The organism is Flavonifractor sp. An4 (assembly GCF_002161755.1).
Classification (GTDB): Bacteria; Bacillota; Clostridia; order Oscillospirales; family Oscillospiraceae; genus Flavonifractor; species Flavonifractor avicola.
Genome location: NZ_NFIL01000056.1, coordinates 1 through 11,197 on the forward strand (window position 1 = coordinate 1; position 11,197 = coordinate 11,197).

The 11,197-nt window shown below is 62.4% G+C and carries 12 protein-coding genes, 1 pseudogene and 1 riboswitch; of the genes and pseudogenes, 4 read left to right on the forward strand and 9 right to left on the reverse strand.

All coding sequences use genetic code 11. From position 1 onward, the window contains the following. Nucleotides 1–222: 222 nt before the first annotated feature. From mnmE to thyA, 4 genes are all read right to left on the reverse strand, one after another. Nucleotides 223–1,593, reverse strand: coding sequence for a tRNA uridine-5-carboxymethylaminomethyl(34) synthesis GTPase MnmE (gene mnmE, locus B5F94_RS14750; RefSeq protein ID WP_087331217.1), 1,371 nt, complete (start codon nucleotides 1,591–1,593; stop codon nucleotides 223–225). A gap of 381 nt (nucleotides 1,594–1,974) precedes the next feature. Then, nucleotides 1,975–2,547 carry an NUDIX hydrolase gene (locus tag B5F94_RS14755; RefSeq protein WP_087331218.1) on the reverse strand — a complete coding sequence of 191 codons (573 nt, stop codon included), beginning with the start codon at nucleotides 2,545–2,547 and terminating at the stop codon, nucleotides 1,975–1,977. Continuing rightward, nucleotides 2,547–3,026 (reverse strand): dihydrofolate reductase, encoded by a 480-nt coding sequence (locus B5F94_RS14760; protein WP_087331220.1) that lies wholly within the window; start codon nucleotides 3,024–3,026, stop codon nucleotides 2,547–2,549. The genes B5F94_RS14755 and B5F94_RS14760 overlap by 1 nt, the downstream gene beginning before the upstream one ends. A 12-nt stretch (nucleotides 3,027–3,038) precedes the next feature. Beyond that, the gene (thyA, locus tag B5F94_RS14765) at nucleotides 3,039–3,869 is read right to left on the reverse strand and encodes a thymidylate synthase (RefSeq protein ID WP_087331222.1); all 831 of its coding nucleotides are present in this window, start codon (nucleotides 3,867–3,869) and stop codon (nucleotides 3,039–3,041) included. A gap of 68 nt (nucleotides 3,870–3,937) precedes the next feature. On the opposite strand from thyA, the gene B5F94_RS14770 reads away from it, so the two are divergent. Next, a complete protein-coding gene (locus B5F94_RS14770) occupies nucleotides 3,938–4,510 on the forward strand; it encodes an FUSC family protein (RefSeq protein ID WP_087331224.1) in 573 nt (190 codons plus the stop codon). Nucleotides 4,511–4,549: 39 nt separating this feature from the next. On the opposite strand, the gene mtaB is transcribed toward B5F94_RS14770, so the two are convergent. Further along, entirely contained in the window at nucleotides 4,550–5,839 is a 1,290-nt protein-coding gene (gene mtaB / locus B5F94_RS14775) for a tRNA (N(6)-L-threonylcarbamoyladenosine(37)-C(2))-methylthiotransferase MtaB (RefSeq protein WP_087331226.1), read from the reverse strand. 405 nt (nucleotides 5,840–6,244) lie between these two features. Between mtaB and B5F94_RS14780 the strand changes: the two genes are divergently transcribed. Beyond that, entirely contained in the window at nucleotides 6,245–6,478 is a 234-nt protein-coding gene (locus B5F94_RS14780) for an HPr family phosphocarrier protein (protein ID WP_087268375.1), read from the forward strand. Nucleotides 6,479–6,523: 45 nt separating this feature from the next. On the opposite strand, the gene B5F94_RS14785 is transcribed toward B5F94_RS14780, so the two are convergent. Next, nucleotides 6,524–7,141: a TatD family nuclease-associated radical SAM protein gene (locus tag B5F94_RS14785; RefSeq protein WP_087268372.1), complete on the reverse strand. Its 618-nt coding sequence runs from the start codon at nucleotides 7,139–7,141 to the stop codon at nucleotides 6,524–6,526. A 16-nt stretch (nucleotides 7,142–7,157) separates the two neighbouring features. Next, nucleotides 7,158–7,922 (reverse strand): TatD family hydrolase, encoded by a 765-nt coding sequence (locus tag B5F94_RS14790; RefSeq protein ID WP_087331228.1) that lies wholly within the window; start codon nucleotides 7,920–7,922, stop codon nucleotides 7,158–7,160. 327 nt (nucleotides 7,923–8,249) lie between these two features. Next, a riboswitch (Fluoride riboswitch) is annotated at nucleotides 8,250–8,322 on the forward strand. A 162-nt stretch (nucleotides 8,323–8,484) separates the two neighbouring features. On the opposite strand from B5F94_RS14790, the gene B5F94_RS14795 reads away from it, so the two are divergent. Continuing rightward, nucleotides 8,485–9,666, forward strand: coding sequence for a cation:proton antiporter (locus B5F94_RS14795; protein WP_087331230.1), 1,182 nt, complete (start codon nucleotides 8,485–8,487; stop codon nucleotides 9,664–9,666). 56 nt (nucleotides 9,667–9,722) lie between these two features. Here the strand turns inward: B5F94_RS14795 and B5F94_RS14800 are convergent, their stop codons facing one another. Continuing rightward, complete coding sequence (locus B5F94_RS14800) at nucleotides 9,723–9,929, reverse strand: DUF896 domain-containing protein (protein ID WP_087188870.1); 207 nt, start codon at nucleotides 9,927–9,929, stop codon at nucleotides 9,723–9,725. Next, nucleotides 9,929–10,720 carry an RNA-binding protein gene (locus B5F94_RS14805; RefSeq protein WP_087331232.1) on the reverse strand — a complete coding sequence of 264 codons (792 nt, stop codon included), beginning with the start codon at nucleotides 10,718–10,720 and terminating at the stop codon, nucleotides 9,929–9,931. Before B5F94_RS14805 ends, B5F94_RS14800 begins: the two co-directional genes overlap by 1 nt. Nucleotides 10,721–10,835: 115 nt before the next feature. Here B5F94_RS14805 and B5F94_RS14810 point away from each other — a divergent pair. Then, nucleotides 10,836–11,197 (forward strand): annotated as a pseudogene (locus B5F94_RS14810) (hypothetical protein); the annotation flags it as partial.

Below are 11,197 nucleotides of genomic sequence, written 5' to 3' on the forward strand. Positions count from 1 at the left end.
CTCTTTCAATTTGACCGGCGCTTGCGCGGCGGTTCTTTTCTCATACCCTTTTTTCGCCTTCTCCTGTGCCTGCAAATTTTTCTCATTTTCCTATTGATTTTTTATTTGCAGACTTTTCTGCCTCCATCCTATCATGTCCCGTGGTACAGAGGGTTACAGGGCCGGTGCCAATGTGGAGACAAGGGGTTACAAAGCGCAAAAAGAGGCGGCCAAAGGCCGCCCCTATTTTCCAACACAGAACCGCTCGAAGATGCGGGCGGTGATGTCCTCCCGGATGTTGGCTCCGGTGAGTTCGCCCAGGGCAGACAGGGCCTCCTCCACGTCGGTAAGGAGGGCGTCGGGGGTGATCCCCGCCTCCAGGCTCTCCTCCGCCCGGGCCACGCCCTCCAGAGCCCGCCGGGCGGCCTCCGCCTGCCGGGCGTTGGTGAGCAGTTCTCCAGCCCCTCCCACGCCCACCGTGGGGAAGAGTCCTTCCACCAGCTCTCCCAGCTTGTCCAGTCCCTGGCCGGTCTTGGCGGATACCGACACCACCGGTGGCATCTCCTCCACCCCCAGCACCGGCATGGGCTTGGAGGGCAGGTCGGCCTTGGTGCGCACCAGGATCACCGGCGCGTGGTCTCTGGCATCGGCCAGCAGGTCCCAATCCTCCTCCCCCAGGGCCGTGGAGCCGTCCCACAGCACCAGGGCCAGGGCGGCCTCCTCCAGAGCGGCACGGCTGCGCTCCACGCCGATGCGCTCCACGGTGTCCTCGGTCTCCCGGATGCCGGCGGTATCGATGAGCCGTAGGGTCACGCCCCCCAGCACGCACTTGGCCTCCACCGTGTCCCGGGTGGTGCCGGGGATGTCGGTGACGATGGCCCGGTCATAGCCCACCAGGGCGTTGAGCAGGGAGGACTTGCCCGCGTTGGGCCGCCCCACCAGCACGCAGGGCACGCCGCCGGCAATGTACTTGCCCCGCTGGTAGGTGGCCAGCAGGTCCTCCAGGGCGGTTCTGGCCCCGGTCAATCCGGCCTGGATGGTGTCCGCCCGGAAGGGGTCGATGTCCTCGTCGGGATAGTCCAGCACAGCGTGGAAGTGGGCCAGCAAGTCGGTAAGGCCGTCATAGATGGCCCCCACCCGGCGGCCCAGAGCGCCGGAGAGCTGACCGGCGGCCTGATGCACGGCGGCGGGGGTCTCGGCGTCAATGAGGTCGGCCACCGCCTCCGCCTGAGTCAGGTCCAGCCGCCCGTTGAGGAAGGCCCGGCGGGTAAACTCCCCCGGCCCCGCCTGCCGCACCCCCTGGGCAAAGAGGGCCTCCAGCCCCAGAGAGAGCACCGCCGGGGAGCCGTGGCACTGCACCTCCGCCGTGTCCTCCCCGGTATAGCTGTGGGGGCCGTGAGAGATGGTGGCCAGGGCCTGGTCGATGACCTCGCCCCCCGGCCCCAGCAGCTCCCCCAGCACCAGATGCCGGTCCTCATATGCCGTCAGAGGTTTGCCCCCCAGGGGCCGAAACACCGCAGAGACCGCGGCAATGGCCTCCGGCCCGCTGAGACGGAGGATGCCGATGGCGCTGGGAACGGCTGGTGTAGCGATGGCTGCGATGGTGTCGGACATGGTCTTTCCTTCCCGTCTCCCGCTGTGTGGAAACTTTGGCAATTCTGCCGTGGATTTTTCCCTTGACTACTTTTATGTCTACCGGAATATGCATAACGGTTGTTTTCCACCAGTGTGGACAAGTGTGGAAAACCCTGTGGATAATGTGGAAAACCCTGCGGGGCAACGCGCCTCCGCTTGCTTACCGTTTTTTTACATTGCATACCCGTCTGTATATGCCGTGTCAAAAGATTTTATGGTCCCATATTTTTTGTCAGGTTGTCAAAAAAATTGATTGGTTTTTGGGCAAGTCGGCACTTGCGCCGGGCAGGCGGGCATGATACCATTACCATATGGTAACCGTCTGCCGCGCATGGCCCCAGCCCTTGTGCGGCAGATCTTTTACGGTCTTTTTCCCACCAGACGGCGGGCCCGCTCCAGCAGCTTGGTGTATACCTCATCCATCTGCCATTCGTTGGTGATGGACAGCAGCTTGTCCGCCGGCAACCAGGCCACCCCTGTATTCTCCCCCTCCCGGTAATGGAGGGGGTCTGTCTCGTCTGCGGTCAACAGATAGGTGAGATTCAGGTGCTGATGGGAGGGTATCCACGCCCCCCGCTTCACATGGCCCCACACAGGCAGGATCTCCAGGGAGGCCAGCGCCGTGCTCAGGGGCCGGATGTGCTCCACCCCCGTCTCCTCCCGGGCCTCCCGCAGGGCCACCGACAGCAGGTCGGCTTCCCCGTCGGCATGGCCGCCGGTCCAGGCCCATACCTGATAGAGGTTGTGGTGAGCCATGAGCACCTTACTGGCGTCGGCGTTGACCACAAAGCCGGAGGCGGTAAAGTGGGCGATCCTGTTCTGCCGGGTCAGAAGGTCATCGGGGAACAAGCGCAGGTACTCCAGCATCATTTCCTTATCTCCAAGTTCCTGCTGATTTTGTGGCACATAGGCCGCTATCTCCTCCCGGTACATCACTTCACCCTCTCATAGGTCACATAGCGGAAGGCCAGGCCCTTGTGGTCCTGCCACTCTCCCTCCTCGGTCACCTGCCACGCCGGGTCGGCGTCCAGGTCGGGGAAGAAAGCATCGGCGGGCCAGGCCCTGTTGATCTTGGTGATATAGGCCTTGTCACAGTAGGGCAGCAGAGCCTTGTACACGCTTTCCCCGCCGATGACGAAGGCATCCGCCGGGGCCGCCTCCAACAGGCTGTCCACATCGGCAAAGACCTCCGCCCCCTCGGGGGCGAAGGCGGCATTGCGGGACAAAATCAAGTTGCGCCGGTTTTTCAGCGGCCGGCCGCCGGGGAAGGTGGACAGGGTCTTGCGGCCCAAAATCACGGCGTGGCCGGTGGTGAGGGCCTGGAACCGCTTCAGGTCGGCGGGGATGTAGCACAGCTGATCCCCGTCCTTGCCGATGGCCCAGTTCTGGTCCACCGCTGCAATGAGATTCATAACAGGCCCTCCTTACACCGCCACCGGGATAGGCTGGTCCAGGGTGTGGAACTGGTAGCCCTCCAGCTTGAAGCTGTCCTTGGTAAAGGCATAGAAGTTGGTGACGGAGGGGTCCATCCACAGCTTGGGGGCCTCATAGGGGGTGCGGGCGATGATCTCCTCCACCACCGGCACATGGCGGTCGTAGATGTGGGCGTCGGCAATGACGTGGACTAGCTCGCCAACCTCCAGGCCGGACACCTGGGCCATCATGTGGACCAGCGCGGCGTACTGCATCACGTTCCAGCCGTTGGCGGTGAGCATATCCTGGCTGCGCTGGTTGAGGATGGCGTTTAGGGTCTTGCCGCTGACGTTGAAGGTCATGGAGTAGGCGCAGGGATAGAGGGCCATCTCGTGGAGGTCGTGGTGGTTATAGAGGTTGGTCATGATCCGCCGGGAGGCCGGGTTGTGCTTCAGGTCATAGAGCACCCGGTCCACCTGGTCGAACATCCCCTCGGTGTACTGGTGCTTCACCCCCAGCTGATAGCCGTAGGCCTTGCCGATGGAGCCGTTTTCATCGGCCCAGGCGTCCCAGATATGGCTGTTCAGGTCGTGGATGTTGTTGGACTTCTTCTGCCAGATCCACAACAGCTCGTCCACCGCGCTCTTGAAGGCCATCTTCCGGATGGTCTGGACGGGAAACTCCTCCCGCAGGTCATAGCGGTTGACGATACAGAATTTCTTCACGGTGTGGGCGGGGGTACCGTCCTCCCACCGGGGACGCACCTCCTGGTCGGTGTCCCATACCCCGTGGGCCAGAATATCCTTGCAATTTTCAATAAACAGCTCGTCTGCTCTGCTCATCGCGTACCTCCCGTTTTTCTAAAACCTCGACTGATCTCAAAATCAAACATCAGGAGTGTGACCTCACCATGAAAGACGCCCCCGCCTCCGGCTCCGCCACCACAACCCACCATCTGCACCTGCACATCGGCCTGCGCAACCTGAAAACCGCCCTCTCCGCCGCTCTGTGCGCCCTGCTCTACTACTTCTTTCTCAGCGAGCGCAACCCCACCTTCGCCTGCATCGGCGCCATCTTCGGCATGGGAGCCAACATGGACCACTCCAAGCTCCACGGCGGCAACCGGCTCTTCGGCACCATCATCGGCGGCCTGCTGGGCATGGGACTGTTCCGCATCTATCTGATCTTCTACCCCGACGGGGAGAACCGGCTGCTGCTGGTGCCTCTACTCTTTGTGGGCGTCATCATCCTGATCCTGCTGGCCCAGACCTTCTGGGTTGGAGCGGTGCAGCCCGGCGGCGTGGTGCTGTGCATCGTCCTGTTCAACACCCCGGTGGACACCTATGTGTCCTACGCCCTGGACCGGATGTTTGACACCGGTATGGGCGTGGCCATGTCCCTGCTCATCAACTATCTTCTTCCCCGGGAGCGTCTGGAGCCCTGGGTGGAGAAGTTCAAGGCAAAGTTTCATCGCAACAAGTAACGGCAGGGCGGGAGGCCAGCCCCCGCCCCGCAGTCCCCGTTACGGCACAAGCTCACCCAACAGGCCTTCTCCATGAAGGCCTGTTATTTTTACGTCTTGTATCACATTGTGTAATCCCTGGCCGGAAACAAAGACCTCGGTATAGTTGGGGGCGTGGCCCCGCCACAGGCCGTCCTTCTCCTCTTCGAAGAGAACGGGCAGAGTCTGGCTCACCCAGCGCTCCAGCCAGGCCTGGTGGAGCCCACGGGCCACCTCACCCGCCCGGTGGGCCCGCTCCTCCTTCACCGCGTTGGAGCACTGGCCGGCCATGGCGGCGGCAGGGGTGCCGGAGCGGCGGGAGTAGGGGAAGATGTGCATGGCGGAGAAGGCGCACTTTTGCACAAAGTCCAGAGTCTGGACAAACTCCTCCTCGGTCTCGCCGGGGAAGCCCACAATGAGATCTGTGGTGATTCCGGGCCGGTCAAAGTATTCCCGTAGTAATCTGACGCTCTCATAATACCGCGCGGTATCATATTTCCGGTTCATCCGCTTCAAAACGCTGTCGCATCCCGACTGCATGGACAGGTGGAAGTGGGGGCACAGGTTGGGGATGGCGGCCCCCCGGCGGCAGAAATCGGCGGTGATGGTGCGGGGCTCCAGAGAGCCCAGCCGCGCCCGGCACTCCGGCGCGGCGGCGCACACCGCCTCGATCAGGTCCATCAGCTCCGGCTTGCCCTCCAGATCCCGGCCCCAAGAGGAGATCTCGATGCCGGTGAGCACCAGCTCTTTGTAGCCCTCCTCTGCCAGCTTGGCGGCCTGGGCGGCAGCCTCGGCAGCGGGCAGGGAGCGGATGGGGCCCCGGGCGTAGGGGATGATGCAGTAGGTGCAGAAGTTGACGCAGCCGTCCTCCACCTTCAGCATGGCCCGGGTGCGGCCCTCCAGGCCGCCGGCAGGCAGCCGCTCGAAAGTGCGGCGGCGGAGGGCGTCGTCCACGTCCACCACCTGGCCCCCGTCGGGGCTCAGGGCCTCCAGCCGGTCCAGAAAGCCCATGCGGTCGTTGGTGCCCATCACCAGGTCCACCTCCAGAGCCTCCACCGCCTCGGGGTCGGTCTGGGCGTAGCAGCCGCACACCGCCACAATGGCGTGGGGGGAGCGCTTGCGGGCCTGCCGGATCATCTGGCGGGACTTCTTGTCGCTCACCGCCGTGACGGTGCAGGTGTTGATGATATAGGCGTCGGCCTCCCCGTCAAAGGGCACCAGAGTGTGGCCCCGGCGGGTGAGTTCGGCCTCCATGGCCTGGGTCTCGTACTGGTTCACCTTACAGCCCAGGGTATAGATCGCTGTACGCATACGCTTTCCTCTCTTTACAGGCGTTTTCCTGTTGAAAAACCTCTGACTTGCCAGTATAATAAACAGGACAGAGTTTCGATATCCCCTATTATAATGCGTACTGAACAAAGTCACAAGCCTTGAAAACCAAGGTTTTCAAGGCCAAATGGCTTTGTTCAAGTGCAAGGGTTTTGGACGATCTGGTCCAAAAAACCTCGCACTTTCCGTTGGTGCGTTGAGACGCGCCAACGGAAATACGCATTGTAACAATGGCTGAATTTCAGAAAAACAGCCACTTTGAGCTGTTTTTATGAAATTGCGCGGCTACCTTCGCGCGAATAAACCGCATCGCGGTTTATTCAGCAGACATTATTATACGGAATTCCAGTTTGATTGCAAGGATAATATTCGTTCAGGAGGTGCCCCATGTCTGAATTCCAGGTTTCTCTGGCCTCCATCGAGGAGGTCCGCCAGTTTGTCAACGCCGCCACCCGCTCTCCCTGCGAGGTGGACATTCTGTCCGGCCGCTATGTGGTGGACGGTAAGTCCATCATGGGGCTGTTTTCTCTGGACCTGTCTCACCCGGTGACAGTCCGCCTCCACGGCAGCGACGGCGATCAGGCCGCCTTCCGTCAGGCGGTAGCCGCCTTTGTCAAGTAAAGGAAAACAAGCTGGGGCGCTGCTGTTGCAGCGCCCCAGCTGTTTTTAATCCTCGATATAGGCCCGGATACGAAGGGTGACTCCCAGCTCCTCCGTGATGGCCCGGCAGCGGTCGATCTCCGCCGGGGTCTTGTCCTTGTCCACGATGGTCATCACCACATGGGGCACATGGGCCTTGGCTTTCTTTGCAAAGTCCAGCATGGCCTCCCAGGCCTTGACCCCGTCCCTGGGCTGGGTGACGGCGCAGTACTCCTCCGCCGTGGAGCCGTTGAGGGAGATGGACACGGTGTCGATGCGGCCGGACAGCTCAGGGGTCACATCCCGGCCCAGGATCAGGTTGGCGTGGCCGTTGGTATTGATGCGGATGGGAGGCAGGTTGGGTACTTTCTCCTTCAGCTGGTCCACCAGCCACAGGATGTCGTCGGTGCGGTACATGGGCTCACCGAAGCCGCAGAACACCAGCTCCCGGTACTTGGAGTAGTCTCGGGCCAGCAGGTCGTCCAGGGCCTCCTGCCGGGTGGGCTCGTGGTCCAGCCACAGATCGTCAGCATAGATGGAGCCCTTATGGCCGTTGTGCCGCAGGCAGAACACGCACCGGCAGTCGCACCGGTTGGTCAGGTTCACATAGAGGGCGCCTTCGTACTCATAGGAAATGGTCTCCATAAAAATACCTCCTTACTCACAGGCCGAAAAACCGTTTTCCATTCTCCAGGGTAATCCGTAAAACTTCTTCTGTGGTCAATCCCTTCAGCTGGGCCACCGTCTGGGCCATCAGGGGGATGAGGGAGGAGTCGCACCGGCGGCCCCGGTAGGGCTCGGGGGCCATGTAGGGGGCGTCGGTCTCCAGCATAATCCGGTCCATGGGCAGCCAGCTTATCACCTCAGGGGCCCGGCGGGCGTTCTTGAAGGTGATGTTGCCGGTGAAGGAGAGCATCCACCCCTTGTCCACCAGCACCTTGGCGTCCTCAATGCTGCCGGCGTAGCAGTGGAACACACCCCGGGCGTTGGGATGGGCCTTTACAATGTCCACACAGTCCTTGTGGGCGTCCCGGTCGTGGACGATGGCGGGCAGGTCCAGCTCCTCCGCCAGGGAGAGCTGGGCGTCGAAGAAGTCCCGGGAGTTGGCCCGGTCCTCAGGGGTCTTGACCCAGTAGTAGTCCAGGCCGATCTCCCCCACCGCCACACATTTCCTGTGGGCGCACAGGGAGCGGATCTCATCCAGCTGGGACATAGTCACGCCCTCCAGGTTCTCCGGATGAAACCCGGCTGCAAAATAGAGATAGTCGTAGCGCTCCGCCAGGGCCATGGACTGCCGGGAGGACTCCAGGTCACAGCCGGGGCACACCACCAGGTCCACCCCCTTGTCCGGCAGCTGGGCCAGCAGGGCATCCCGGTCGGCGTCAAAGGCGTCGTCATAGTAATGGGCGTGGGTATCGAAGATCATAAAGGCCTCCTGTGGTCTTGTTTTTTTCATCATAATGTCTGCTGAATCAACCGCAACGCGGTTGATTGGCGCGGCAGGGCCGCGCAATTTCACAAAACGGCGTACTTCGCTGTTTTGTGAAATTGCGACATTGTGACAATGCGTATGTTCGCCGGAACGAAACACGTCCCGGCGAACGGCGCAAGGGGTTGGGGCAGTATCGCACAAGCCCCTTGCGCCGCAAAACCGAACGCCTTGGCCCTCTGTGCGTTCGGTTTTGCTCTGTACGCATTATCATACTCCCTTTTCCCACAGTTGACAAGGGGATCAGCCTGTGGTATACTGCCACCGAAATACGGGGATGAGGTCCGCCCGGGGCATTTGCCCGAACCGCCGTTTGGCTGATGACTTCTGCAATTTGTTGCAGGGGGCATTGGCTTTTTTGTTGCGCAAAAACGCAACAAAAAAGAGAGATGTGCCATTTCCTCGCCCCGTTGGGGCAACCGGAAATGATGCACAACCCTTCCTGTGCGGCAATGCCGCGCAGGAAGGGTGACGCCCTCTGGGAAGGATGATGTGTGTTATGTTGACAAGTTTAGGCTTTGTGCTGCTGCTGGGCCTGGCCCTGGGCACCCTGGCCGCCAGGCTGCGGCTGCCCTCCCTGGTGGGTATGCTGCTGGCGGGCATTCTGCTGGGGCCCTGCGTCCTCAATCTGCTCTCCCCCTCCCTGCTGGGGATTTCCGCCGACCTGCGGCAGCTGGCCCTGGTCATTATCCTCACCCGGGCCGGTCTGAGTCTGGATGTGGACGACCTGCGCCGGGCGGGGCGGCCCGCCATCCTCATGTGCTTCCTGCCCGCCGCCTTTGAGGTGCTGGGCATGGTGGTGCTGGCCCCCCGGCTGCTGGGGGTGAGCACCCTGGACGCCGCCATCATGGGCGCGGTGGTGGGGGCGGTCTCCCCCGCCGTCATTGTGCCCCGGATGCTCAAACTGATGGAGGAGGGCTACGGCACCGCCAAGGGCATTCCCCAGATGGTGCTGGCAGGGGCCTCGGTGGACGACGTGTTTGTCATCGTCCTCTTTACCTCCTTCACCGGCATGGCCCAGGGGGGCTCCTTCTCCCCCGCTGCCCTGGCCGGGGTGCCGGTGTCCATTGTACTGGGTGCGGCCTTCGGCCTGCTCATCGGCTTTGTGCTGGCCAGGTTCTTTGCCCGGTTCCATATGCGGGACTCGGTGAAGGTGGTCATTCTGCTCTCCCTGGCCTTCCTGCTGGTGGCTCTGGAGGATGCGGTGGAAGCCTGGGTGCCCTTCTCCGGCCTGCTGGCGGTGCTGGGGGCCGGTCTGGGCCTGCGGCGCTGGCGGCTGGTGGTGGCCCAGCGGCTCACCGCCAAGTTCGGCAAGCTGTGGGTGGGCGCTGAGATCATGCTCTTCGTGCTGGTGGGCGCCCAGGTGGACCTGAAGTACGCCGCAGCCGCCGGTCTGGCCGCCGTGGCCACGGTGCTGGGGGTACTGTGCTTCCGGGCCCTGGGCGTGCTGCTGTGCATGGCAGGCAGCCGCCTCAACAAAAAGGAGCGGGTCTTTGCGGTGCTGGCCTATCTGCCCAAGGCCACCGTTCAGGCCGCCATCGGCGGCGTGCCTCTGGCCATGGGCCTGGGGTGCGGGCAGATCGTGCTCACCGTGGCGGTCATTGCCATCCTGGTCACCGCCCCTCTGGGCGCTTTCGCCATCGACTTCACCTACAAACGGCTGCTCTCCAAAGACAAGTAGGGGCGACCTTTATGGTCGCCCGCAAAAAACCGCCTGCCAAATGGCAGGCGGTTTTTTCAGGGCTTCTTGCCCAGCTTGTGCTTGGTGCCGTCGGGCTCCACAATATAGGTGTTCTCCAGCTGGGCCACCAGATTGTTCCGGTAGGCGGCAATGTACTCCTGCCGCAGCAGGTCCCGCTCCACCATCTCTTCGGGGGTCAGGCCCTCCTCGCTCTTGGCCTTCTTGGCCAGCTCGTTGATACGGGCAATCTTTTTGTCATCCATTATACATATCGCTCCAATAAAATCATAATTCGCCCCTTTTTGGACGGGCCGCCCACCTCTTTCAGGACACATTTGCCCAGGCCCCGGCAACTCATCACGTCTCCCGCCGCCACGGGGCGGTCGGGCTTGAGGCACTCCCGGTGGTTGAGCTGGAACTTTCCCGAGGCAATGAGATCGGCCGCCTTGCCCCGGGACAGGGAAAATCCGGAGGCAGCCACCGCGTCCAGCCGCAGGGAGCTGACGGTGTCCCGGATGGGCTTCACCTTCACCTCGGGGGGCTTCAGGTCGGCCAGCTCCATGGGGGCTGTCTTGAGGCGCACCCGGCCCGCCTGGTCCAGATTCATGGCCAGAAAGTCGGCCACGTCCTCCAGGGCCAGGATGTGGCACTCCCCGTCCCCCACCAGCAGGTCCCCGATCTTCTCCCGGTCCAGCCCCAGGCCCAGAATGGAGCCCAGAAAGTCCCGGTGGCTCAGAGTACCGCCCGACCAGGTACAGCGGACAGCCCTGATGGGGCAGTCGCTGTCCAGCCACACGTCCTCCTCCTGCCAGTCGGGGAGGAAGGCGCACACCGTCCGCTCCGCCCCCTCAAACCCGCCGTAGAACAGGTGCCGGGGATGGCCGCAGGCATTGAGCAGGTTTTCCACACTGGCCCGCTCCTGTGGGGATAAAAAGCCGGTATGGCCGGGCACCGACCGGGTACGGGCCAGCTCCAGCTTGTCCATGGCCCGGGCCAGCAGCAGCCGCTCCTCCCCGTCCCGGGCCAGCTTATTCAGCAGTTCGGTCTTGGTCATATCCTTCCTCCTGTTGTTCTCTACAGGATAACACAGTTTTTCTCCCCTGGCAACTGCCGCCGCCTTGACAGGAATGCTATACTGGTCATAACCATTACAAAAAGGGGGTGGGCGGATGCCCACATTCATTCTTCACCCGGAGCGGCTGGATCTGACCGGCCCCGACGGCACCGTGACCCACGGGGCGGATCAGGACTGGTTCCCCGATCTCTGGCAGCAGCGGGCGGGGTGCGGCCCCAACACCGCCGCCCTCATCTTCCACTATCTTGCCCAGCAGCGGCCCGAGTTTTCCCCATTGCGAACCAAAATGGGGAAAGACCGGGCGGGCTTTCTGGAGCATATGTGTCGGGTGTGGGAGTATATCACCCCCCGGAGCCACGGTCTCAACCGGCCGGAGTACATGGTGGAAGGCATGACGGACTACGGCGCTGCCGTAGTCCGTCATGCCTTCCACCATGTACTCCGGCCGGTTGAGAC

Bases quoted from the DNA above. Each gene is read 5' to 3' on its own strand.
- mnmE (WP_087331217.1), bottom strand. From the start codon at position 1,593: ATGTCCGACACCATCGCAGCCATCGCTACACCAGCCGTTCCCAGCGCC.
- B5F94_RS14755 (WP_087331218.1), bottom strand. From the start codon at position 2,547: ATGTACCGGGAGGAGATAGCGGCCTATGTGCCACAAAATCAGCAGGAA.
- B5F94_RS14760 (WP_087331220.1), bottom strand. From the start codon at position 3,026: ATGAATCTCATTGCAGCGGTGGACCAGAACTGGGCCATCGGCAAGGAC.
- thyA (WP_087331222.1), bottom strand. From the start codon at position 3,869: ATGAGCAGAGCAGACGAGCTGTTTATTGAAAATTGCAAGGATATTCTG.
- B5F94_RS14770 (WP_087331224.1), top strand. From the start codon at position 3,938: ATGAAAGACGCCCCCGCCTCCGGCTCCGCCACCACAACCCACCATCTG.
- mtaB (WP_087331226.1), bottom strand. From the start codon at position 5,839: ATGCGTACAGCGATCTATACCCTGGGCTGTAAGGTGAACCAGTACGAG.
- B5F94_RS14780 (WP_087268375.1), top strand. From the start codon at position 6,245: ATGTCTGAATTCCAGGTTTCTCTGGCCTCCATCGAGGAGGTCCGCCAG.
- B5F94_RS14785 (WP_087268372.1), bottom strand. From the start codon at position 7,141: ATGGAGACCATTTCCTATGAGTACGAAGGCGCCCTCTATGTGAACCTG.
- B5F94_RS14790 (WP_087331228.1), bottom strand. From the start codon at position 7,922: ATGATCTTCGATACCCACGCCCATTACTATGACGACGCCTTTGACGCC.
- B5F94_RS14795 (WP_087331230.1), top strand. From the start codon at position 8,485: ATGTTGACAAGTTTAGGCTTTGTGCTGCTGCTGGGCCTGGCCCTGGGC.
- B5F94_RS14800 (WP_087188870.1), bottom strand. From the start codon at position 9,929: ATGGATGACAAAAAGATTGCCCGTATCAACGAGCTGGCCAAGAAGGCC.
- B5F94_RS14805 (WP_087331232.1), bottom strand. From the start codon at position 10,720: ATGACCAAGACCGAACTGCTGAATAAGCTGGCCCGGGACGGGGAGGAG.